Annotated in this window: 21 protein-coding genes; 8 read left to right on the forward strand and 13 right to left on the reverse strand. The window is 39.2% G+C overall.

The features are described 5' to 3' along the window. The first annotated feature begins 5 nt into the window (after positions 1-5). From nqrM to alr, 3 genes are all read left to right on the forward strand, one after another. Complete coding sequence (nqrM, locus tag A6E06_RS11055; RefSeq protein WP_060993542.1) at positions 6-239, forward strand: (Na+)-NQR maturation NqrM; 234 nt, start codon at positions 6-8, stop codon at positions 237-239. 124 nt (positions 240-363) lie between these two features. Continuing rightward, positions 364-1461 carry a DNA polymerase IV gene (gene dinB / locus A6E06_RS11060; protein ID WP_065592132.1) on the forward strand — a complete coding sequence of 366 codons (1098 nt, stop codon included), beginning with the start codon at positions 364-366 and terminating at the stop codon, positions 1459-1461. A gap of 213 nt (positions 1462-1674) precedes the next feature. After that, complete coding sequence (alr, locus tag A6E06_RS11065) at positions 1675-2886, forward strand: alanine racemase (RefSeq protein ID WP_065592133.1); 1212 nt, start codon at positions 1675-1677, stop codon at positions 2884-2886. 66 nt (positions 2887-2952) lie between these two features. Here alr and A6E06_RS11070 read toward each other — a convergent pair whose 3' ends face one another. Beyond that, entirely contained in the window at positions 2953-4407 is a 1455-nt protein-coding gene (locus A6E06_RS11070; protein WP_065592134.1) for an aminoacyl-histidine dipeptidase, read from the reverse strand. A gap of 830 nt (positions 4408-5237) precedes the next feature. Here A6E06_RS11070 and A6E06_RS11075 point away from each other — a divergent pair. The 5 genes from A6E06_RS11075 to A6E06_RS11095 all read left to right on the forward strand — a co-directional run bounded on the left by A6E06_RS11075 (position 5238) and on the right by A6E06_RS11095 (position 10957). Beyond that, positions 5238-6530 (forward strand): NCS2 family permease, encoded by a 1293-nt coding sequence (locus A6E06_RS11075; RefSeq protein ID WP_065592135.1) that lies wholly within the window; start codon positions 5238-5240, stop codon positions 6528-6530. A gap of 37 nt (positions 6531-6567) precedes the next feature. After that, on the forward strand, positions 6568-7026 hold the full coding sequence (gpt, locus tag A6E06_RS11080; RefSeq protein WP_065592136.1) for a xanthine phosphoribosyltransferase: 459 nt from the start codon (positions 6568-6570) through the stop codon (positions 7024-7026). A gap of 143 nt (positions 7027-7169) precedes the next feature. Then, positions 7170-8411 carry an esterase FrsA gene (frsA, locus tag A6E06_RS11085; protein WP_065592137.1) on the forward strand — a complete coding sequence of 414 codons (1242 nt, stop codon included), beginning with the start codon at positions 7170-7172 and terminating at the stop codon, positions 8409-8411. Positions 8412-8575: 164 nt separating this feature from the next. After that, entirely contained in the window at positions 8576-9685 is a 1110-nt protein-coding gene (gene proB / locus A6E06_RS11090) for a glutamate 5-kinase (RefSeq protein WP_083190317.1), read from the forward strand. A gap of 15 nt (positions 9686-9700) precedes the next feature. Then, complete coding sequence (locus A6E06_RS11095; RefSeq protein WP_065592139.1) at positions 9701-10957, forward strand: glutamate-5-semialdehyde dehydrogenase; 1257 nt, start codon at positions 9701-9703, stop codon at positions 10955-10957. 102 nt (positions 10958-11059) lie between these two features. Here the strand turns inward: A6E06_RS11095 and lipA are convergent, their stop codons facing one another. From lipA to leuS, 12 genes are all read right to left on the reverse strand, one after another. Then, positions 11060-12025, reverse strand: coding sequence for a lipoyl synthase (gene lipA / locus A6E06_RS11100; protein WP_065592140.1), 966 nt, complete (start codon positions 12023-12025; stop codon positions 11060-11062). Then, a complete protein-coding gene (gene lipB / locus A6E06_RS11105) occupies positions 12018-12695 on the reverse strand; it encodes a lipoyl(octanoyl) transferase LipB (RefSeq protein ID WP_141676948.1) in 678 nt (225 codons plus the stop codon). The genes lipA and lipB overlap by 8 nt, the downstream gene beginning before the upstream one ends. Positions 12696-12893: 198 nt before the next feature. Then, complete coding sequence (gene ybeD, locus A6E06_RS11110; RefSeq protein ID WP_065592142.1) at positions 12894-13163, reverse strand: DUF493 family protein YbeD; 270 nt, start codon at positions 13161-13163, stop codon at positions 12894-12896. Between the two features lie 160 nt (positions 13164-13323). Next, on the reverse strand, positions 13324-14499 hold the full coding sequence (locus A6E06_RS11115; protein ID WP_065592143.1) for a serine hydrolase: 1176 nt from the start codon (positions 14497-14499) through the stop codon (positions 13324-13326). Between the two features lie 261 nt (positions 14500-14760). Continuing rightward, the gene (locus A6E06_RS11120) at positions 14761-15567 is read right to left on the reverse strand and encodes a septal ring lytic transglycosylase RlpA family protein (RefSeq protein ID WP_065592144.1); all 807 of its coding nucleotides are present in this window, start codon (positions 15565-15567) and stop codon (positions 14761-14763) included. Beyond that, complete coding sequence (gene rodA / locus A6E06_RS11125) at positions 15567-16688, reverse strand: rod shape-determining protein RodA (protein ID WP_065592145.1); 1122 nt, start codon at positions 16686-16688, stop codon at positions 15567-15569. Before rodA ends, A6E06_RS11120 begins: the two co-directional genes overlap by 1 nt. Further along, positions 16688-18562 carry a penicillin-binding protein 2 gene (mrdA, locus tag A6E06_RS11130; RefSeq protein ID WP_176713287.1) on the reverse strand — a complete coding sequence of 625 codons (1875 nt, stop codon included), beginning with the start codon at positions 18560-18562 and terminating at the stop codon, positions 16688-16690. Before mrdA ends, rodA begins: the two co-directional genes overlap by 1 nt. Before the next feature lie 6 nt (positions 18563-18568). Next, complete coding sequence (gene rlmH / locus A6E06_RS11135) at positions 18569-19039, reverse strand: 23S rRNA (pseudouridine(1915)-N(3))-methyltransferase RlmH (protein ID WP_016959674.1); 471 nt, start codon at positions 19037-19039, stop codon at positions 18569-18571. Between the two features lie 4 nt (positions 19040-19043). Then, positions 19044-19361, reverse strand: a complete 318-nt coding sequence (gene rsfS, locus A6E06_RS11140; protein ID WP_065592147.1) for a ribosome silencing factor — start codon at positions 19359-19361, stop codon at positions 19044-19046. Between the two features lie 62 nt (positions 19362-19423). Then, complete coding sequence (gene holA, locus A6E06_RS11145; protein WP_065592148.1) at positions 19424-20449, reverse strand: DNA polymerase III subunit delta; 1026 nt, start codon at positions 20447-20449, stop codon at positions 19424-19426. Between the two features lie 2 nt (positions 20450-20451). After that, positions 20452-21012, reverse strand: a complete 561-nt coding sequence (lptE, locus tag A6E06_RS11150) for an LPS assembly lipoprotein LptE (protein WP_176703477.1) — start codon at positions 21010-21012, stop codon at positions 20452-20454. A 247-nt stretch (positions 21013-21259) separates the two neighbouring features. After that, complete coding sequence (gene leuS / locus A6E06_RS11155; RefSeq protein WP_065592150.1) at positions 21260-23836, reverse strand: leucine--tRNA ligase; 2577 nt, start codon at positions 23834-23836, stop codon at positions 21260-21262. Between the last annotated feature and the right edge of the window lie 84 nt (positions 23837-23920).

A 23920-nucleotide genomic window follows, 5' to 3' on the forward strand; every position in this document is an offset into this window, starting at 1 on the left:
AGATAATGAGTACTTTTCTAATTACATTTGGTGTTTTCTTAGCGGTAATTGGCGCAATGGCTATTGGCTATATTGTGCAACGTAAAGTCGTTAAGGGGAGTTGTGGCGGTCTTGGTGCAGTTGGTATTGATAAGGTATGTAACTGCCCAGAACCGTGTGATGCGCGTAAAAAACGTGAAGCGAAAGAAGCAATTAGAGCTGAGAAATTAGCCGCTTGGGAAAAAGATCGCATCGCATAATCATCATTAAATAAAAGAAAACAGCACCTATTATAGGTGCTGTTTTTTTATTTAATGATTAATAGTTTGTATATTAAATAGTTCAACGCTATTATTTAACTGTGTATTTATACAGTTTGTGGATATGAGCGCTGAAAGCAAAAGCTTACCATTACAAGAGAAACCACGGGTGCAAAAGATAATTCATGTTGATATGGATTGTTTTTACGCAGCTGTAGAAATGCGAGATAACCCAGCATTGCGTAATGTCCCTTTAGCTGTTGGGGGGCATGAGAGACAACGTGGGGTTCTGAGTACTTGTAATTACGCCGCAAGAAAGTTTGGTATTCATTCAGCAATGCCGACAGGGAAAGCGCTAAAATTGTGTCCAAATCTCGTTGTTGTCCCGGGTAGGATGCAGGTATACAAAGAGGTATCCCACCATATTCACCGTATTTTCCGACGTTATACCGATAAAATCGAACCTCTCTCATTAGACGAAGCTTATTTAGATGTTAGTGACTGCTTACATCTTCATGGTTCAGCGACTCTTATTGCAGAGCAGATCCGTAAAGATATTTTTAATGAGTTGGCTTTAACTGCGTCAGCGGGAATCGCCCCGCTTAAATTTTTAGCAAAAATAGCCTCAGATCTGAATAAGCCAAATGGCCAATATGTGATCACACCTGATACGGTAATGGATGAAATTAATAAATTACCTTTAGAAAAAATTCCTGGTGTTGGAAAAGTGAGTTTAGAGCGTTTACATCAATGTGGACTGTATACGTGCAATGATGTTCAAAATAGTGACCAACGAGATCTGTTGTTGAGGTTTGGAAAAATGGGGGCTTCTTTATGGAAGCGCTCTCATGGCATTGACGAACGTGAAGTGATTACAGAGAGAAATAGAAGGTCAGTAGGAGTAGAAAGAACCTTTACTCATAATATTAGTTCGTTTGAAGAATGCTGGTCAGTGATTCAAGCTCGACTGTATCCTGAATTAGAAAAACGAGTTTTAAAAGCAAATGGAACACTAGATATAGCCAAGCAGGGTATAAAGATTAAATTTGCAGATTTTCAACAAACGACAATAGAACACGTACATCATCACCTTACTTTACCTTTTTTCGAGGAATTGCTTGTTGAGGTTTTAGAAAGGAAAAAAGGGCGAGAAATTAGGTTAATAGGAGTAAGTGTGATGCTAAAAGATAAAGAGGTTTCTCAGCAATTAAGTTTAATTTGACGATGGTTTATTGAACGTAATGTAATGTTAATGATACTTATGTGTTTAATGTAAGACTCAAGTGTAAGTCGCTCGTTTTTACTTTGTTTCCTATCGTTAGCTATAATTTAAGTGTATGTAATATAAAGTGTTTTACCTGGAGGTTAGAAAGTAAGCACTATATAATCCTGTTTCAAAATTTATAAGATAATTATTAGATAGAAACGGTTGTTTATGAAGTTTACAAAATGTGCATTAGCGTTAAGTTTAGTTTTTCCAACAGTAGCGATGTCTGCGCCGCTACTTTCTTTAGATACTTTGACAAATCAAGAGAAAATTCAACAAACTAATGCATGGTTAGAAATTGATACTAAAGCATTTAAAAATAATATCACGACACTAAAACAAACGTTATCTGAAGGCACTAAGATATGTGCAATCATGAAAGCAGATGCCTACGGTAATGGCATAGAAGGCTTAATGGCTTCTGTGATTGATCGCGGCGTAGAATGCATTGGTATCACAAGTAACGAAGAAGCGCGTATCATTCGAGCCAAAGGCTTTGAAGGCGAAATTATGCGTGTTCGTGCTGCGACTCCAAATGAAATAGAATCAGGTCTAACCTATCAAATTGAAGAACTGATTGGTTCAAGCGAACAAGCAAATACGATTGCCAAATTAGCGAAAAAAAATCACACAATAATTCCAGTTCACTTAGCTATTAATGCGGGTGGCATGGGACGTAATGGTCTTGATTTATCTCAACCTCAAGGGAAAAAAGAGGCGTTAAATATTGCCTTTAATGGTCATATTAATATTGTTGGTATTATGACGCATTTTCCGAATGAATCAGTTGATGAGATCCGTATAAAGCTGGATTTATTTAAGCAAGAAAGCCAATGGTTGATCGATGAAGCTCAACTAAATCGTGAAAATATCACTCTTCATGTCGCGAATTCTTACACCACGATTAACCTACCAGAAGCCCATTTAGATATGGTTCGTCCTGGTGGTCTACTTTATGGTGATATGCCAAGCAACCCAGAATACAAACGTATCGTAGGCTTTAAGACATCAGTAGCTTCTTTAAATTACCTACCAAAAGGCAGCACGATTGGTTACAGCAGCACCTACGTGTTAGGCCGTGATTCAATTCTAGCCAATCTACCATTAGGTTATTCTGATGGCTATGTTCGTTCTATTGGTAATAATGGCTATGTATTAATTAATGGTCAAAAGGCGAATGTTGTTGGTGTTACATCAATGAATACAACAATGGTTGATGTCACAGATATTACGGATGTTCAACCGGGTGATGAAGTGGTTCTTTTTGGTTCTCAAAATGAAGAGACGATTGAAACGAAAGAGATGGAAGCATTCAGCAGCCGTAGTATGCCAGAGTTATATGTTATTTGGGGTGCAACTAACCCTAAAGTTTACTTCTAATTATTAATACAAATAAAAACGGCCAGCGTGCGCTGACCGTTTGTTTATTTAATTAAAGGTAATTAACTATTTCTTAGGGATGTTCTCTAAAATGGCGACCATTTGTTCCCAGTACAGAGCAACAGTATCAATCTTTACTTTCTCATCCGGAGAATGAGGGAACTTGATTGTTGGACCAAATGAGATCATGTCCATTTCTGGATAAGGTTCTTTAAATAGACCACATTCAAGACCTGCGTGAATAACCATGATGTTTGGTTTATTTCCGTAGATACCTTCATAAACATCACGGAAAACATGCATGATTTCAGAGTCAGCATCAGGCTTCCAACCAGGGTAAGTACCAGAGAAAGTGACTTGTGCGCCTGCTAATTCAGCAACAGAAGCAAGCATACCTTCAACCATACTACGACCCGAGTCCATTAGTGAACGGATAAGACAAAGAATAGTAATAGAATCTTCATCTGTCGTAATAACACCAACGTTTAAAGAGGTTTCTACCACGCCATCAATGTCATCGCTCATACGGATAACACCGTTTGGACATGCATTAAGAGTGGCAATAAAGCGCGCTTGGGTTTCTGATGTTAGTACATTTTCAGCTGATGTAGCTTCATTAATACTAAGAATATCCGTTTCTACTCGGCCTAATTCATCTTTCAATAAGTTTGTATAGAAAGTAAATAGTTCTGCCAGTTTGGCTTCATTTTCAGCAGGAACGGCAACAGTAGCAAAGGCTTCTCGAGGAATCGCATTACGTAAACTACCACCACGGAATTCAGCAAGGCGTAGACCTAACTCAATAGAATGACCCGCTAGGAAGCGACCTAATAGTTTATTTGCATTACCACGACCAGTATGAATGTCACAACCAGAGTGACCGCCTTTTAAACCTTTTAGGGTTATTTGACGAGTAATGTAGCCAGTAGGTAAAGCTTCACGTTCAATATCAAGTTTGATTGAACCGTCAGCGCCACCTGCACAACCCATATAGATCTCACCTTCTTGTTCAGAATCGGTATTTAAAAGGATATCACCTTCTAACCAACCCGCTTCTAAACCGAAAGCACCAGTCATGCCTGCTTCTTCATCGATAGTAAGTAACACTTCAAGAGGGCCATGTTTGATCTCAGTTGAAGCTAACACAGCAAGACAAGAAGCCATACCCATGCCGTTGTCAGCACCAAGAGTGGTTCCTTTAGCTGTTACCCATTCGCCATCAATATAAGGCTGAATAGGATCTTTTGTGAAGTCGTGATCTGTGTCTTCATTTTTTTGTGGAACCATATCGATGTGAGCTTGAAGAACAACCCCTTTACGATCTTCCATACCAACGGTTGCTGGCTTTTTAATAAATACATTGCCAGTAGGATCACGACGAACCTCTAACCCTTCATTTGTTGCCCACTCAATAATATATTGAGCTAACGCTTCTTCATATTTAGAAGGGTGAGGGATAGAACAAATTTTGTCGAAAAACTGCCACAATGGTTGAGGGCTAAGTTGAGTGATCTCAGACACAAGGATCTCCTTTTAAAAACCATACTTATTTTAGAAATGCTCTATTAACGTGAGCAATTGATTATTAATTTAACTCAGTATACCCCTGAATTTAGCCAATTACTCTGTTTGATATCGTAAATACATTATCAAGTTTTGCGAAAGTATATCGGGTATATCTTTATTTTTTAAATAGCAAACGGTTACGTAATAAAATTACACTTTTGGTATATTAATTGGGCTTATTCGTAATTTTATGTGAGCTGGGTCATGTTTTTCTTGTAATTAATTTTCATGATGCTATAGTTATCTCATCTGCTGAACAGCAGAATGTAAATGCTCAAAGGATGAGTCCGATTTATCGCCTCCAAGGAACCGAGATCAATTTTATTGTTTTTAACTGTCAATTGATAAGGTGATGTTATGTCTTTTTTAAGTTCTTCAAGTTTCTGGAACCAACGCTCTGTTTACACAAGTCAATTTGTTTACCCAGCTTGCTTTGGTTACTAATAAAACCTCGGTTTTATGCGTAAAGTTATACCCCTATAATTGGAATTCTATTTTACCCAACTAGGGTGACTTATATTCTCCGCCATCCAAATAATTTGGGTGGCGTTTTTTTTGCCTTTAAATTATTTTCTTCCTATTCAATCTCATCTCTTTCCCCTTTTATATTATTGATTTAATTATTAAATATTTGTTTTTTGTAATTAGTGCATTCACTTTATTTATTATAAGCGTATTAAATGGGTAACTATCGCTAGAAATTCGTATAATTCCTCTTTATAATCCTCAGCCAATCGATTACGCAAACGTTTAGATTGCAGGAAAATACTCTAGGGATTGCTCAAATGCTTGAGAAACTATTTCAACTAAAAGAAAATGGTACTGATTTTCGTACTGAAGTTATTGCTGGTTTAACCACCTTTTTAACGATGGCTTATGTTATTTTCGTTAACCCAGCAATCTTGGCTGATGCGGGAATGGATAAAGGAGCAGTGTTTGTTGCAACTTGTATTGCTGCTGCAATTGGTTGTTTTATTATGGGATTTGTAGCTAACTTCCCAATAGCTCAAGCACCAGGAATGGGGCTTAATGCTTTTTTTACTTATACCGTAGTATTAGGTATGGGGCATACATGGCAAGTCGCATTAGCCGCTGTATTTATGTCTGGCGTTTTATTTATACTTTTAAGTTTGTGTAAAATTAGAGAATTAATCATAAATTCAATCCCATTGTCTTTACGTACCGGCATTTCCGCTGGTATTGGTTTGTTTCTGGCTTTCATTGCTTTAAAAAATTCAGGTATTGTTGTCGATAATCCGGCCACTTTATTGTCTATTGGGCATATTAATAGTTTCCCTGCTGCAATGGGGGCGTTAGCCTTATTTCTAACTATTGCTTTAGTTCATCGTGGCTATAAAGCGGCTGTTATGATCGCTATTTTAGCGGTAACGACACTTGCTCTGCTTTTTGGTGAAGTTCAATATGCCGGCATTATGTCTATGCCACCAAGTCTTGCTCCTACATTTTTACAACTCGATTTTTCAGGTGCTTTTGATATTGGTATGTTAAGCGTTGTTTTTGCTTTTTTATTCGTTGATTTATTTGATACTGCAGGCACGTTAGTCGGAGTATCTCAAAAAGCAGGAATTATGGATAAAGATGGTAATATCCCTCGTTTAAATAAAGCTTTGCTTGCTGATTCAACGGCGACATCTGTTGGTGCCTTATTAGGTACATCAAATACAACATCATATATTGAAAGTGTTGCTGGTGTAGCTGCGGGTGGCCGTACTGGTTTAACCGCGGTTGTTGTTGGTATTTTATTTCTTTTGGCTTTATTTTTTGCTCCTTTAGCAGGAATGGTTCCGGCTTACGCAACGGCTGGTGCTCTGTTCTATGTTGCTATTTTAATGATGTCTGGTCTTGTGAGCATAGATTGGCGAGATCTTACTGAAGCAGCCCCTGTTGTTGTGGTATGCTTGCTTATGCCTTTAACCTTCTCTATTGCTGATGGTATTTCTTTGGGCTTTATCTCTTATGCTGCAATTAAGCTGCTAAGTGGTAAAGGTCGTGATGTTCATATCAGTGTTTGGGTTCTTGCTGCACTATTCACGCTGAAATTTATTTTTACGGCATAGTCGCTGATGGCTGTGTCACTTAGAGGTTTTGTCACTTATGGCTAATAAATTTGTAATTACTTGGGATAATATGCAGATGTACACTCGTCAGCTTGCTGAACAGTTACTTCCTGCGGAACAATGGAAAGGTATTTTGGCGGTAAGCCGTGGCGGTTTAGTACCTGCTGCTATCTTGGCTCGTGAATTGAATATTCGTTACGTTGATACTGTTTGTATCTCAAGCTACGATCATGATCATCAGCGTGATATGACTGTTGTTAAAGCAATGGAAGGTGACGGCGAAGGTTTTATTATTATAGATGACCTTGTTGATAGCGGTGATACTGCTGTTGAGTTACGTAAAATGTACCCTAAAGGCAAATTAGTAACAGTATGTGCTAAACCTGCAGGTATTCATTTAGTTGATGCTTATGTTGTCGATATCCCACAAGATACGTGGATTGAGCAACCATGGGATATGGCGGTAACATACGTAGATCCTATTTGTAAAAAGTAATCAAAATTAAATTGATAAAAATGACTCTCTTGTAGGGTCATTTTTTTTATCTTGGTATTTGATTTTATTATGAATAGCGTGTTTCTATTAAGCCTTTCAGTATATAGTAAAGGTAATCAACCTTTGTATTATTGGTGTTTGCTATGTCTCAACCTGAAAGTGAAAATCTCTCCGTAACTTTATTTAAAAATCAGAAGCAAGCCTTAGAGACGTCAGGTCTCATTCCTTATCTTCCAAGTAGTCTAGAGCAAGTCTCTGCGAGTGGGGAGAGAAGTTGGTATCGTGAACTTCGCCGCCCGCAGTGGATTTGGCAGGGTGTCGCTCCAATAGAACTGGAATCTATTCTTTCTCGTATCGCAAGTAGTGATAAAAATAGAACTCGTGATGAATGGTTGGATACCGTGAGTGGTTATCACGCTGGTAATTGGGCTTATGAGTGGATTCATGCAGGAATGAAGCATCAGAAGAATGCGTCTGAATTGCAAGGTGATGCAGCGGCAGAAGCGTGTTTTAAAGCTAGTTTGTATTTTAGCATCGCAGGCTATCCACACATAAAAGGCGATAACTTAGCGACACAATCTCAGGTATTGGCAAATCAAGCTTATGATATGGCTGCAAAGCAAAGTTCCCATCGTATAGAGAAGATCCAAGTACCTTATAAAGGTAAAAAAATCACTTGTTATTTGCATTTACCAAGTACAGAAAAACCATTACCAGTCGTTATTGTCAGTGGTGGTTTGGATTCATTACAAACAGATATGTGGCGTTTATATCGTGATTTTCTTGCTCCTAATAATATCGCAATGTTAACACTTGATATGCCATCGGTTGGTCATAGTTCTTATTGGCCTTTGAGTGAGGATTCGAGTTGTTTACATCAGGCGGTATTGAATCATTTACCTAATATTCCGTGGGTTGATCGTTTTCATGCAGCAGTGATGGGATTTCGATTTGGTGGTAACGTAGCATTAAGGCTCTCTTTTTTAGAGCCAGATAGATTAAAAGCGTGCGTGGCTCTTGGTGCTCCAATTCATCATGTTTTATCGAACTCGGCGCAATTGAGGAAGATGCCAAAAATGTATTTAGATGTACTGGCTTCTCGGTTAGGAAAGCAAGTTGTTGATATAAATAGCTTAACTAGTCAAATGCAGGCATGGTCTTTGAAGAATCAAGGTTTTCTTTCTGGTGGGAGAAAAACATCAGTATCGGTTCTTTCGATTGGCTTACAGGGAGATCCCGTATCTCCTAAGTCAGATAATAAATTAGCCGCTTTATTTAGTCAGTACGGAAAAGGCGTTGAGCTGAAAAGTAAAACTTTGCATAGTGGCTATGAAGAAGCATTAAACCAGATGATTGAGTGGATAAAAGAAGAAATGAAGCAATAATCTGCCTATTTATCTCTCTCATTAAAGTGAAATATCATTAAATCGTATTTTTGGCTTGTACTGTTCTGATTTGCTTGCTAAAAATAGAGTGTTTTTTCCATTATTGTTACGATGAATATAGTTTCGTAACTTAAAACATTATTAGTTAAATAGGTAGTAGGGAATTGAATACACAATCTCAAACCATAGTCGTTAAACTTGGTACAAGTGTACTCACTGGTGGCACATTGAAACTAGACAGAGCACACATGGTTGAATTGGTTCGCCAATGTGTCCATCTGAAAAAGTTAGGCCATCAAATTATTGTTGTTACATCTGGTGCAATTGCTGCCGGTCGTGAGCACCTTAACTACCCCGAACTGCCCAAAACCATGGCCAACAAACAGCTATTAGCTGCTGTTGGTCAAAGTTGTTTAATTCAAGCTTGGCAGAGTCTATTTGCTATTTATGGCGTTAATGTTGGACAAATGCTGTTAACTCGAGCGGATTTAGATGATCGCGAACGTTATCTAAATGCTCGTGATATGCTGCAAGCGTTATTAAAAAATGGCATTGTTCCTATTGTTAATGAAAATGATGCAGTAGCAACGAATGAAATTAAAGTGGGCGATAATGACAATCTATCTGCTTTAGTGGGGATTCTTGCTGGTGCTGATAAATTACTGTTGTTAACAGACCAAGCGGGTTTATTTACAGCCGACCCACGTAAAGATCCTAAAGCCGAATTGATTAAAGAAGTTCATACCATCGATGAAACACTACGTAAGATTGCAGGTGGTAGTGGTACGACGTTAGGTACGGGCGGAATGGCAACTAAATTACAGGCTGCAGATATTGCACGCCGTGCAGGCATTGAAGTAGTTATTGCAGCAGGCAGCGCAGAGAATGTCATTAGCGATGTTGTACATTCTAAACCACAAGGTACAAAATTCTTACCGGTTGAATGTGCATTAGAGAGTCGTAAGCGTTGGATTCTTGCTGGTCCTGCATCTAATGGCGCGATAGTTATTGATGACGGTGCAGTGAATGCAGTACAGAAAAAAGGCAGCAGTCTACTGAGTAAAGGGATTACCTCTGTTTCGGGCTCTTTTGTCCGTGGTGGCGTTGCTAAGATTATAAATACTCAAGGTGAACTTATTGCTCGCGGTATTTCTCGCTATTCAAGCGATGATTTAAATAAGATTTTAGGTAAACACAGTCAGGATATTTACGCAGTATTAGGTTACGAGTATGGACCTGTAGCTATCCACCGTGATGATTTAGTACTGATTTAGTAAAGGATATTTATTGTGAATTTAACGAGTATGGGTCAGGCAGCAAAAGCAGCTGCATTTGACTTGGCTGTTGCTCCAACAGCCCAAAAGAACAGAGCGCTTGCTATTATTGCTGACGAGCTTGAAGCCAATAAAGAGGCGATTCTGGCTGCTAATGCAAGAGACATTAGTGCAGCGGTAGACGCGGGCATTTCAGATGCAATGCAAGACAGATTATTACTAACAGAAGAACGTTTAGTTGGTATTGCTAACGATGTTCGTAACGTGATCGGCTTGAATGATCCTGTTGGTAGCGAAATTGACAGTAAAATGCTTGAAAACGGCATGTCTCTTTCTCGACGTCGTGTACCTATTGGTGTTATTGGTGTGATTTACGAAGCCCGTCCAAACGTGACGATAGATATTGCTTCGTTATGCTTGAAAACTGGTAATGCAAGTATTCTACGTGGCGGTAAAGAAACGTTCTTTTCTAACATGGAGTTAGTTAAGGTTATTCAAGTTGCTCTTGAAAAAGCCGATTTACCAGCAGCGTCAGTACAGTACATAGAAAAACCAGATCGCGAATTAGTTTCTGAATTACTGCGTTTAGATGATTATGTAGATATGATCATTCCGCGTGGTGGTGCTGGTCTTCACAAGATGTGTAAAGAAAACAGCTCAATTCCAGTGATCATTGGTGGTTTTGGTATTAGCCATGCGTTTGTTGATGACAGTGCTGATTTAGAAAGAGCATTAGCGGTTGTAGATAACTCAAAAGCACAACGTCCATCAGCATGTAATGCATTAGATACGTTATTGGTTCATGAAGCCGTCGCTCCACAATTCTTAGCATTACTTGCGGATAACATGGCCGGCCGTGTTGAATTAGTTGCTGAGCCTAAAGCTTACGCACTATTAAAAGAGTTTAAAGGCGTATCGTTACGTGAAGCTCAAGAGGGCGATTTTGACACTGAATGGCTAAGTTACACATTAGGAGTAAAAGTCGTTGCCGATGTCAACGAAGCCGCTGCTCATATGCAAAAACATAACGCGAGCCACTCTGATACGATCTTAACAAATAATATTGAATCGGCAGAGAAGTTCATTAATACAGCAGGTTCTGCCGCTGTCTATGTGAATGCATCAACTCGCTTTACTGATGGCGCTCAGTTTGGTTTAGGCGCAGAAGTCGCTGTGTCTACTCAAAAGCTTCATGCTCGTGGTCCAATGGGCTTAGAAGAGTTAACAAGTTATAAATGGGTAGGTAAAGCAGATTATCTAATCCGTAGTTAATCACTCTTTCATTAGCTTCTAGCAAATAAATAAAAAGGTTGACGCCAAAACGTCAACCTTTTTTCATTTCTGAACTCTGAACTCTGAACTCTGAACTCTGAACTATTTAACTTCTTCGCCTTTCGCTTGAAGATCGGCATGGTAAGAAGAACGAACAAATGGTCCACAAGCGGCATGAGTAAATCCAAGCTCAAGTGCGATCTCTTTTAGTTCATCAAACTCTGCTGGTGGAACGTAACGTTCAACAGGTAAGTGGTGGCGACTTGGTGCTAAGTATTGACCTAGCGTTAACATCGTTACACCATGATCTCGCAAGTCTTTTAGTACTTGAACAATCTCTTCTTTTGTCTCACCTAGCCCCATCATAACACCAGACTTTGTTGGTACTGTTGGATGTTGTTCTTTGAATTTCTTCAATAGATCAAGTGACCATTGGTAATTGGCACCAGGTCGCACTTTACGATATAAACGCGGTGCAGTTTCTAAGTTGTGGTTAAATACATCTGGTGGGTTGCCATGCATTGCGTCTAATGCGCGATCCATACGACCACGGAAATCAGGTACTAGTGTTTCAATACGGATCTCAGGGTTTAATTCACGAATTTCACGGTTACAATCAGAAAAATGCTGTGCACCACCATCACGTAAATCATCACGGTCTACTGAAGTGATTACCACATATTTCAGTTTCATATCTTGAATCGTTTTTGCCAATTTCTTTGGCTCTTCCGCTTCAGGAGTCACAGGGCGACCATGAGCAACATCACAGAAAGGACAACGACGCGTACAAATAGCACCTAAGATCATAAAGGTAGCGGTACCGTGGTTAAAACATTCTGCGAGGTTAGGGCAAGAAGCTTCTTCACACACAGAGTGAAGGTTATTTTTACGCATTGCTGATTTGATTTCATCAATACGTTTACTGCTTGATGGAAGTTTAATTTTCATCCATTCAGGCTTGCGTAATACTTCTTTTTTCTCGGTTGGCATATTTTTAACTGGAATTAGTGCCATTTTATCGGCATCGCGGTATTTCACGCCTTTTTCCATTTGAATTGGCTTACTCATGATGGCTGCTTTCCGTTATGTACTCAATATCAGTGTAATCAAGTAATGTTGTTAATTCTTTAATCAAAAGAGAGTGAACATCTTCGACGTGTTCTGCTTTATTCTCTATTGTATCGTTTTCTTTTAGTAAATCGTGAAGCTGTATCATTTCCATTCCTGCATAGCCACAAGGGTTAATACGAAGAAAAGGAGATAGATCCATATTTACATTCAGTGCCAATCCATGAAAGGAGCAGCCTTTACGAATGCGAAGACCAAGCGAGCATATTTTTTTATTATCGACATACACGCCCGGAGCATCAGGTCGAGCAGTTGAGATAATGCCAAATTGACCCAAAGTATGAATTACCGTATTTTCAATATGGGTGACGAGTTCACGTACGCCAATATGTTTACGGCGTAAATTGATCAATACGTAAGCGACTAGTTGACCAGGACCGTGGTAGGTCACTTGCCCGCCTCGATCACTTTTGACAACAGGAATATTACCAGCAGCAAGAACGTGCTCTTCTTTACCTGCCTGCCCTTGTGTAAATACAGGATTATGCTCAACTAACCAAACTTCATCACACGTATTTTCATCGCGCTCATCAGTAAAAGTATGCATTGCTTCCCACACCGGCTCATAATCTTGTCGGCCAAGGTTTTTAACTACTAGACGCTTGTTCAATAGGGTCACACTTGATTTGTAAATTTAGACCAATGATAGCAAGGATAGAAAGGAAGGAATAGATAAGAAATGTAGGGGTATATCAAAAGTTAAAAATGGTAGGCAATATTTATTGCTAAATTAGCGGAATATCACCTACCAAATATATTACATCAGCTTAAGTAAGTAGGTGTTTATCTACTTATCTTAGAGGTGATATTAAAGAACCATACGAACGATTTCGATATCCGCTAATTCTTTGTATAAAATTTCAACTTGCTCAATCGAGGTTGCTGTAATACCAATAGATACAGAATGATAAGTACCTTTTCCGCTTGGTTTTACAATTGGAGTGTAATCGCCAGGAGCGTGACGTTGGATTACTTCAAGTACCATTTCAGGCAGCTGTTCATGAGCAAGGCCAACGACTTTATAAGTAAATTTACATGGGAATTCTAGAAGATCTTTTAGTTTTGGTTGCTCTTGCATAACCGTCTCCAATCGAGAGTGGATAAATAGTAGGGGAGAATTTTACTGTGACCTAAGTCAGATAACAAGAGTTATAAATTATAGAGCGAATACCAAGGTATTTTAAGTACAAAAAAGGCGACCGAAGCCGCCTATAATCTATTGATTGCTTAGCTATTTATTAGCTTAACCAACCTTTAAACATTAATACGATGTAATCGATAAGGCGGCTAAAGATCCCACCTTCTTCTACATTATTTAGAGCAAGTAATGGATACTCGGCAATGTCTTCACCATCAACTTGATAGAAAAGCTTACCTACTACATCACCTTTAGAAATAGGCGCTTCTAGTGTTTTTTCTAACACAAAGCTTGCCGTCATTTTTTTCGCTTGGCCACGAGGTAAGGTTACATAAGTGTCTTCTGCTACGCCTAGTGCAACTTCATCAGAGCTACCCATCCATACTTTCTCAGTAACGAATGTTTCGTTTGCTTTGTGTGGAGATACTGTTTCAAAGAAGCGGAAACCGTAGTTTAGAAGTTTCTTACTCTCAGCTTTACGAGCATTGCCTGATTTTGTACCCATTACAACTGCAACAAGGCGCATTTTGCCTTCAGTCGCTGAACTAACTAGGTTATAACCAGCACCATCAGTGTGACCTGTTTTGATGCCATCAACATTCATGCTTTTATCCCACAATAAACCATTACGGTTATATTGTGTGATGCCATTGTATGTGTATGATTTTTGTGAATAAACTCTATATTCTTCTGGTACGTCACGGATCAACGCTTGACCAATTAATGCCATGTCATACGGTGTTGAATATAAGTCATCACTGTCTAAGCCATGAACATTACCAAAATGTGTGTTTTCTAGGTTTAATGTTTTGCCCCAAGCATTCATCAAGTCAACAAATGCATCTTCTGAACCTGCGACATGTTCAGCCATCGCAACGCAAGCATCGTTACCAGATTGCACAATAATGCCTTGGTTTAGGTCGCGTACTTTAATCGTACTGCCAACTTCAATAAACATTTTTGAAGAGCCTGGGAAATTTTTTGCCCATGCATTTTTACTGATAACAACATCGTCATCCATTGAGATATTACCACTCTCAATTTCTTGACCGATAACATAACTTGTCATCATCTTAGTTAAACTTGCTGGATTCATTCGCTCATTCATGTTCTCTTCCGCAAGAACTTTGCCTGAATGATAATCCATTAATACGTAACCCTTTGCGGCAATTTGAGGTGCATTAGGGATAACGGCTGGTGCTGCAACGGCAACGGTTGAGCCAAGAATTAAGCTCGATAAAATGATTCGCTTTAACTGTTTTGCTGAATTTTTCATAATAATAACTTTGCACTGTGAGGTAGTGAAAACTGAATACATAATAGCAGATTTGAATATCATGACCAGATGTGTAATTAAATAACTGATTTTCTACGAAAAGAAAGCTAATAAGAATTCATAGGAGTACTTTTTACTTAAAGGATATCTTATTGTTATATAAAGACAATGCTAATTTGAACTAGTTCAATTAATGCTGCCTTTCTAAATTTAGCCTGATATCCAGTTACAATATTTACTTAACGTTGACATTCAAGAGGGTTACTTTTTAAGTTCTTGAATTATAAATGCTGAGATGTAGCTATTATTCTTTACTTCTAATAGCGTAGCGTCTGCGACATCACGATCTAAAAATGGCCCCAAACGTACTCGATAAACAGAGGTTGATTTGACAATGCTTGTCGGGCTATTGAATTGCTTTTGTAGTTTTTCTGCTGCCTTTTTTGCCCCATCGTCACTTTTTAATGCAACCATTTGAATGTAATACTGGTTTGGGTCTATTGCATGCCATTCATGGGCATTTTTAGGTTTATCAACAGCAATATATTCAATCTTTACGTTAGCGGTGCCTGTTTTTATTACATCCAGTTTTGTTGCTGCTGCAAAACTTAAATCAATAATTCGACCTTCATGGAAAGGCCCACGGTCATTAACACGAACAATCGCAGTTTTACCATTGTCTTTGTTGATTACCTTTACGTAACTTGGAATAGGGAGTGTTTTGTGTGCCGCACTCATTGAGTACATGTCATACACTTCACCATTTGATGTTTTATGCCCATGGAATTTTGTGCCATACCAAGAGCTTTTTCCTTCTTGAGTAAAGCCTTTAGGTTCTTTAACGATAGGATAGTCATTACCTAATAAGGTGTAATCTTTATTGCCGTATAAGCTTTTTGGCTCATAACGAGGGTGAGCATCTTCAACATGCTCAACAGAAATGGGTACATGAGGTGCAATATCACTGTCTATTTGATAGCGACCTGCATTAGGTTCGTCTTTATTTACAGGTGGCTCGGAAGCACAGCCTACTAATACAAGAGTAAGTGCGAGTGAAAAAATGCGCATTAATTAGCCTTTGAGTGAACTTTTCTGTGTGTATGTATCGACATTAGGATCCCAAAACCAGCCATCAATGTAACCATAGATGTACCACCATAACTGACTAATGGCAGCGGGACGCCAACAACAGGAAGAATACCACTTACCATTCCCATATTTACGAAAATATAAACAAAGAAACTTAATACAATGCTGCCTGACATCATTCGGCCAAAAGCCGTTTGTGCTTGGCTTGCTAAAAATAAACCACGCCCAATGATAAATAAGTAAATCGATAGAAGTGTAATTACTCCAATTAATCCCCATTCTTCGGCAATAACAGCAAATATAAAATCAGTATGACGCTCAGGAATAAACTCTAATTGAGATTGTGTACCGTGTAACCACCCTTTACCAAGCAGACCTCCAGAGCCAATTGCGATTTTTGATTGGATAATATGGTACCCAGCACCAAGTGGATCTGATTCGGGATTAAATAATGTTTGTACCCTTACTTTTTGATAGGGGCGCATTAAGAAAAACCATAAAATAGGGATGAATCCACCAACAGCGATAGCAGCTGCACATAGTATTTTCCAACTGATACCCGCTAAGAAAATCACAAAAACACCAGAAGCGGCAATCAATATTGAGGTACCAAGGTCTGGCTGCTTAGCAATCATAATGGTTGGAACAAATACCATTAACAGGGCGAAAAATAGAGTTTTAATGCTCGGTGGTAACGATTTATTACCAATATATCGAGCCACCATTAAAGGTACAGCAAGTTTTATTAATTCGGACGGTTGAAAACGAACAAAACCAAGATTAAGCCATCGTTGAGCGCCTTTAGATGCTTCTCCAAAAAAGAGAACTCCTAATAATAAAGCGATACCAATAGTAAATAAGTAAGGAGCAGCACCTTCATATGCTCTAGGAGATATTTGGGCTAATACAAACATAACACCTAATGAAAGAAGCATACGCATCGCTTGTTTATCCATCATCAATAAACTCTGACCACTGGCACTGTACATAATGACAAGAGCGCAAGCCATTAATAACAAGATACCTAATAGTAGTGGTAAATCGATATGGATACGGTGGAAAAAATCTCTATTCTTTCCTGATGCGATATCTACTCTCATTATTGTTTAGTTACCTCTTCTAGATTCGGGAGCAGTACATGGTCAAATACACTACGTGCAACAGGTCCACCTTGAGTTGAACCACCACCTGCATTTTCAAGAACTAATGAAATAATGACTTTTGGATCTTTTGCTGGAGCAAAGCCAGTAAATAAAGCGTGATCACGTAAACGTTCTGCAATCTCATCTGCGTTATATTCTTGGCCGTTTAAGCCGAAAACTTGAGATGATCCTGATTTACCAGCACTCACATAAGGAGTACCTGCAAAAATACGTCTTGCGGTGCCTTTTGGTCCATTGTTCACTAAAATCATGCCATCTATCGCTAATTGCCAATAGCTATCTTTAATCCCTGTAATTGGTGGATATGGTTCCGGTTCAAAAGGTATTTCAGCGTTATCATCAATAATTGCTTTTAGTAGGTGAGGCGCTTGTACTTTGCCTCGGTTAACTAATACTGATGTCGCTTTCGCTATTTGCATGGGTGTTGCTGTCCAATAACCTTGCCCAATACCTACGGGTATTGTATCGCCTTGATACCAAGGGGTACGGAAACGAGCGACCTTCCAATCTCGGGTTGGCATATTAGCTTTACTTTCTTCATGGATATCAATACCGGTATAATCACCGAAGCCGAATTTCATCATCCATGTTGATAAGCGATCAATCCCCATATCAAAAGAGATTTGGTAGAAGAAAGTATCAACAGACTCTTCGATGGCTTGTTTTAAATTAACAGTGCCATGGCCCCAACGTTTCCAATCACGGAATGGTCGGGTTTTTGAATTAGGAATACGCCAATAGCCAGGATCATTACGAGTAGTGGACGACGTGACTATTTTCTCTTCTAGTGCAGAAACTGCAATAAAGGGCTTTACCGTTGATGCTGGTGGATAAATTCCTAAGGTTGCACGGTTAACGAGTGGACGGTCAGGGTCATTTAATAACGCGTTATAATTTTTACTTGAAATACCATGCACAAATAGATTTGGATCGTAACTTGGGCTAGAAACCATTGCTAATACAGCGCTTGTATTTGGTTCTAAGACAATGGCTGCACCACGTCGACCATCAAGTTGTTTTTCAACAAATTGCTGTAATTCGATATCAAGATTTAATACGATGTCTTTACCTGGAATTGGCGGTACATACTTAAGTGTTCGGACTACACGACCACGACTATTGACTTCTACTTCTTGATAGCCTGCGGTTCCGTGAAGCATATCTTCGTAATAACGTTCAATTCCTAGTTTACCTATATCTCGTGTTGCTTGATAATTTGCATCTTTTTCTTCACGAGCTAAACGCGCAAGATCTCGGTCATTAATTTTCGCTACATAGCCAAGAACATGCGTAAAGGTTTTTCCGTAAGGATAAAAACGCTTTAGGTAAGCTTTAACTTCAACACCTGTGAATTTATGTTGGTTAACTGCAAAAACAGCGACTTGTTCTTGAGTAAGTTGCGACAGAATAGGGACAGATTTAAAGCGACGAGTACGACGACGTTCTTTTTGAAAATCATCAATGCTATCTTGCGTGATAGGTAAGATATCTTGGAGTTTACTTAATAATAGAGGTAAGTCTTTTACTTTATCTGGTGATATTTCTAAATTAAAAACAGGGCGGTTTTCCGCTAAAGGAACGTGATTTCGGTCAAAAATAAGACCTCGATTCGGTGCGATAGGGACAACCTTGATTCGGTTATCGTTTGAGCGTGTTTTATAATCTTGAAATTCATTTATTTGAATATTGTACAAATTGGTCAATAGAAGACCAATAAGCGCAATGATCCCCGCAAACGAGACTATTGCGCGGGAAGCAAATAACCTCGTTTCGGCGTGATAATCACGAATTTGTGTGCGTTTGCGCTTAATCAACTCTTATTCTCTGTGGTAAGGATGATTGGCTGTAATGCTCCATGCTCGGTATAAACTTTCAGCCATAACAACACGAACAAGAGGGTGAGGAAGCGTTAAAGGTGATAGAGACCAACTTTGTTCTGCAGCTGCTTTACATGCTGGAGATAATCCTTCTGGGCCACCAATCAGTATAGATACATCACGAGCATCCAATTTCCATGATTCTAATTGTTCTGCGAGTTGTTCTGTATCCCAACGTTTTCCTGGAATATCTAGAGTGACAATACGGTTACCTTTTGGGACCGCAGCAAGCATGGCTTCTCCTTCTTTTTGAAGAATTCGTGCGATATCGGCATTTTTCCCACGCTTACCTGCGGTGATCTCGATAAGTTCAAGAGGCATATCTTTTGGGAAGCGACGGCTATATTCTTTATAACCTTCTTCAACCCATTTTGGCATTTTTGTACCAACAGCAATTAATTGAAGTTTCAAACGATTAGCTCCATAATTTTTCTAGTTGGTATAGCTCACGATGTTCTTGTTGTAAGATATGAATCATTACATCACCCATATCAACAACAACCCATTCACCTTCCGCTTCACCATCAACACCATAAGGGATTAGCCCTGCTTCTCTTGCTTTATCTGTAATATTAGAAGCAATTGAGCTTACATGACGCTTTGATGTACCCGTACATACGATCATAAAATCCGTGATGCTTGATTTGTCACGAACATCAAGTGTAATCATGTTTTCGGCTTTCATATCATCGATGCTGTTGAATAGAAAATCATGCAGTTCTTTATCTTGCAAAGTAATCACCTAGAAATGGGTTATTTATAAAGGAGTATACCAGTGAAACTCAATGAATGAGATTAGTTGGGTGTCACTGAAATGTGAATATTGCACATATCTAACGTCAACTGACTAAGTTGTGGCCAACAATTAGTGTCGAAGTCTGTTTTGGTCGCTATTTCCATTCTTGCTAGAGAGCGGATTAAGTGCTGAATTTGTACCATTGATAAGCGTTGTAATGCTGATTGGTATAAAGAACGGCGATTCTGCCATACTTTGTGGCGATCAAAAACCGTAAACATAGCCTCACCTTGAGTGATGGCTTGTTGAAAGTTTTGTAGTAAAAATAGCTCTTTTTGTAGCGTTCTTAAAAGAATGACCATTTCAGTACCTTCGCTCTCTAATTGGCGAAGAATTCGTTGTGCTCGCTTTGCTTGGCCTGATAATAAGGTATCAATCAATTGAAAAGGAGTGAAATGATTATTTCTATTTAGTGCTTCTTCAATACGGATTAAAGTAAGTAACCCATCAGGATATAAAAGCGCTAATTTATCTAAACTTTGGGCTAAGGCAAGTAAATTACCTTCGTGCCATTGAGCTAGCATTTGTATCGCTTCTGCATCTGGTTTTAATTTTAACTTTTTACAACGTTGTTGAATAAAGCGAGGAAGCTGTTGGTTGTCTGGCGTATTGCATGGGACAAATAAACCAAGTTGCAATAATGCTTTAAACCATTGGCTGTTTTCTTGAGCTTTATTGACTCTTGGTCCTTGAAATACCAATAAAATATCGTCATGCAATGCAGGGACAAGTTCTTTTATTTTACTGGTATGTGCCGTCGTTAATCCTGTATCCGGAATGGTTAATTCTAAGACTTGTCGAGACGAAAATAAGCTTAATGCTTGAGTACAATCAAATATTAAGTTCCAGTCAAGTTGCTTATCTAATACGAATTGATGCTTTTCTTCAAAACCCTGTTTGTGGCTACTCTGACGAATGAGATCAAGGCATTCTTGTTTTAGGAGTGGCTCGTTACCAAATAAAAGGTAGCATTGACGTAAGCCACGTTCTAGGTTTTGCACTAATTGTTCTGGGAATACTCTCATCGTTATTGCGCGTTATCTGCTGATGAGTTCATTGTTTTAATGACTTCTTTTGTTGCTACTGTTGTTTCGGATTTATCAGCGTTCGTAATGGTATCATCTAGCACTGTTTCATCACTATCGTCAGCTTTCAGGCGAGCCATTTGACGTAAGATTTGCTCTGCAGCTTGAGTGCGCATTTCATCTTCAATCATGTCTCGTTCAACTGATTTTGCTAATGCAGTTAATGGGTTATCAAGGTAGTTACGGTTCACTGTAGTGGTATACACTTTCAGATCATGATTAGGGATTAATACACTGTATTGGACGGTGTAAGTAAGTTCTTTTTCTGCCGCACGACTATTTTGATAAAGAGATAGCGTTCTTTCCCCGATAGATTCACTGATTAAATCTAAACTCGGCGTTACAGTAGTAGGGGCGACTTGACTGATCCCATTCATTCTAAGTTGTTTTTGTACGTCGCGGGTTAAGTCGCTATATTGGTCAAAAGTTGTTAATGATATTTCATGTAACTCTTCAGGAAGAAGATAATTTCCACGCAGTTGAAAACCACACGCAGAAACCATTAAAGAAAGAGTTAATACGATTGTTGTACGAAGAGATAATAGAGATAAAAGTCGTTTCACCGAGTAACTCCTTCAAATGGTGATAAAAATGCTTATTTAACCATTTTATTGGCAATCTTATTTATGGCATAAAATAAAACAGTTAAATAAGCATAAGCAGACAAGCTGCTTATGCTTTAAATAGAAAAGTAATAAGAAAAAAGGTTCAAATTACTTTTTAGCTAATAACGTGGCTTTAATTCGTAAATTAGTTAGCTACGATGTTTAAAAGCTTGCCAGGTACATAGATAACTTTACGGATAGTTAGGCCATCTAGGAATTTAACTGCGTTCTCATCGTTTAGACCAAGCTCTTTCACTTGTTCTTCTGTTGCATCAGCAGCAACAATCAGTTTCGCTCGCAATTTACCGTTGATCATAACAACGATAGTTTTTTCATCTTCAACAAGTGCTTTTTCATCAAATGTTGGCCATGCCGTGGTATCGATGTTTGATTCACCTAATGCATCCCACATTGCAAAACTTGCGTGTGGAGTCATTGGGTAAAGCATAACAACAACCGCTTTTAATGCTTCATCAAGAAGAGCGCGATCTTGTGCTGATCCTTGAGGTGCTTTATTAAGCTTGTTCATCAATTCCATTATAGCGGCAATAGCGGTGTTGAAGGTTTGGCGACGGCCAATATCATCACTTACTTTTGCAATTGTTTTGTGAACATCACGGCGTAATGCTTTTTGGTCACCAGAAAGAGCGGCAACATCTAATGCTTCTGTTTCGCCTTTTGATGTGTGGTCGTGAACTAATTTCCACACACGTTTAAGGAAGCGACTTGCTCCTTCAACACCGGATTCTTGCCATTCTAGAGTCATGTCAGCAGGCGCTGCAAACATCATGAATAGACGAACCGTATCGGCGCCAAACTTATCAACCATTTCTTGAGGGTCAATACCGTTATTTTTTGATTTAGACATTTTGATCATGCCTGAATGTTGAACTTCACGGCCTTGATCATCAACGGCTTTTTCGATTCGACCTTTAGCGTCACGTTCAATCGTTACGTCTGTTGGTGCGATCCACTCTTTTGTGCCTTTTTCATTGGTGTGGTGGAATGCATCAGAAAGCACCATACCTTGACATAAAAGTTGCTTGAATGGTTCGTTTGACGTTACATAACCCGCATCACGTAGAAGCTTATGGAAGAAACGTGAGTAAAGAAGGTGCATACATGCATGTTCAATACCACCAACGTATTGGTCTACTGGTAACCAGTAGTTTGCTTTTTCTGGGTCTAGAATATCGTCAGCTTGTGGTGAACAGTAACGTGCGTAGTACCAAGATGATTCCATGAAGGTATCAAAGGTATCTGTTTCACGCAGTGCAGGTTCGCCATTGAATGTGGTTTTAGCCCATTCTTTGTCTGCTTTAATTGGGCTAGTTACGCCATCCATTACCACATCTTCAGGAAGAATTACGGGTAATTGATCTGCTGGTACTGGATGAACTTGACCATCTTCAGTCGTTACCATTGGGATTGGAGCACCCCAGTAACGTTGACGAGAAACGCCCCAATCACGTAGACGGAAGTTGACTGTTTTTTTGCCTTTACCTTCAGATTCTAATTTCGCCGCGATAGCATCAAATGCGTCTTGGAAAGCAAGGCCGTCGAATTCACCAGAATCAAACAGAACGCCTTTTTCTGTGTACGCAGCTTCAGATACGTCAACATCAGAACCATCTTCAGGTTTGATTACAGGAATAATATCAATGCTGTATTTGGTCGCAAATTCATAATCACGTTGATCATGAGCAGGAACTGCCATTACTGCACCCGTGCCGTAATCCATTAGAACAAAGTTTGCAACAAAAACAGGAACAACACGACCGTTAAGAGGGTGAATAGCGGTTAAACCCGTATCCATACCTTTCTTTTCCATTGTTGCTAATTCAGCTTCTGCCACTTTCGTGTTGCGACATTCTTCTGTGAAAGCAAATAACTCAGGGTTTGTTGCTGCTGCTTTTTCTGCAAGAGGGTGACCCGCTGCGATAGCAACGTAAGTAACACCCATTAGCGTATCTGGACGTGTGGTATATACTTCTAAAGGTGCTTCTTCGCCGTTAACGACAAAAGATAACTCAACACCTTCAGAGCGACCAATCCAGTTACGTTGCATGGTTTTAACCATTTCTGGCCAGCCATCAAGCGTATCTAGATCGTCAAGAAGCTCTTGTGCGTATTCGGTAATTTTAATGAACCACTGTGGAATTTTCTTTTGTTCTACAGGGGTATCACAACGCCAACAACAACCATCTTCAACTTGTTCGTTTGCAAGAACAGTTTGGTCATTTGGACACCAGTTTACAGAAGACGTTTTCTTGTAAACTAGGCCTTTGTTGTACAGCTTTGTGAAGAACTCTTGTTCCCAACGGTAATACTCAGGCGTACAGGTTGCGAATTCACGATTCCAATCGTAACCAAAGCCTAATAGTTTAAGCTGGTTTTTCATGTATTCGATGTTTTCGTAAGTCCAAGGTGCTGGTGCTGTTTTATTTTTAACAGCCGCATTCTCAGCTGGAAGACCAAACGCATCCCAACCGATAGGTTGCATTACGTTTTTGCCTTGCAGGCGCTGATAGCGAGAAACCACATCACCAATGGTGTAGTTACGAACGTGACCCATGTGTAGACGACCACTTGGGTATGGGAACATTGAGAGGCAATAGAATTTTTCTTTGCTTGCGTCTTCAGTTACAACAAATGTTTTATTGTCGTCCCAATGTTTCTGGATCTTTTGTTCAAGATCCTGTGGATTATATTGTTCTTGCATCGATTTACCCAGTTATGTCAGTGGATCACAAAATTTGTGAGATCGGTTTGATCAGATAATACTTGATCAGCATAGAATAACTAA

It is taken from the genome of Aliivibrio sp. 1S175 (genome assembly GCF_001690985.1).
GTDB lineage: Bacteria > Pseudomonadota > Gammaproteobacteria > Enterobacterales > Vibrionaceae > Aliivibrio.

What these genes read in the sequence shown, in the direction of transcription:
- lipA (WP_065592140.1), bottom strand. Translation starts at nt 12,025, where the DNA reads ATGAGTAAGCCAATTCAAATGGAAAAAGGCGTGAAATACCGCGATGCC.
- alr (WP_065592133.1), top strand. Translation starts at nt 1,675, where the DNA reads ATGAAGTTTACAAAATGTGCATTAGCGTTAAGTTTAGTTTTTCCAACA.
- holA (WP_065592148.1), bottom strand. Translation starts at nt 20,449, where the DNA reads ATGAGAGTATTCCCAGAACAATTAGTGCAAAACCTAGAACGTGGCTTA.
- gpt (WP_065592136.1), top strand. Translation starts at nt 6,568, where the DNA reads ATGGCTAATAAATTTGTAATTACTTGGGATAATATGCAGATGTACACT.
- A6E06_RS11115 (WP_065592143.1), bottom strand. Translation starts at nt 14,499, where the DNA reads ATGAAAAATTCAGCAAAACAGTTAAAGCGAATCATTTTATCGAGCTTA.
- leuS (WP_065592150.1), bottom strand. Translation starts at nt 23,836, where the DNA reads ATGCAAGAACAATATAATCCACAGGATCTTGAACAAAAGATCCAGAAA.
- lptE (WP_176703477.1), bottom strand. Translation starts at nt 21,012, where the DNA reads ATGGTTTCTGCGTGTGGTTTTCAACTGCGTGGAAATTATCTTCTTCCT.
- ybeD (WP_065592142.1), bottom strand. Translation starts at nt 13,163, where the DNA reads ATGCAAGAGCAACCAAAACTAAAAGATCTTCTAGAATTCCCATGTAAA.
- frsA (WP_065592137.1), top strand. Translation starts at nt 7,170, where the DNA reads ATGTCTCAACCTGAAAGTGAAAATCTCTCCGTAACTTTATTTAAAAAT.
- A6E06_RS11120 (WP_065592144.1), bottom strand. Translation starts at nt 15,567, where the DNA reads ATGCGCATTTTTTCACTCGCACTTACTCTTGTATTAGTAGGCTGTGCT.
- A6E06_RS11075 (WP_065592135.1), top strand. Translation starts at nt 5,238, where the DNA reads ATGCTTGAGAAACTATTTCAACTAAAAGAAAATGGTACTGATTTTCGT.
- nqrM (WP_060993542.1), top strand. Translation starts at nt 6, where the DNA reads ATGAGTACTTTTCTAATTACATTTGGTGTTTTCTTAGCGGTAATTGGC.
- dinB (WP_065592132.1), top strand. Translation starts at nt 364, where the DNA reads ATGAGCGCTGAAAGCAAAAGCTTACCATTACAAGAGAAACCACGGGTG.
- rodA (WP_065592145.1), bottom strand. Translation starts at nt 16,688, where the DNA reads ATGAGAGTAGATATCGCATCAGGAAAGAATAGAGATTTTTTCCACCGT.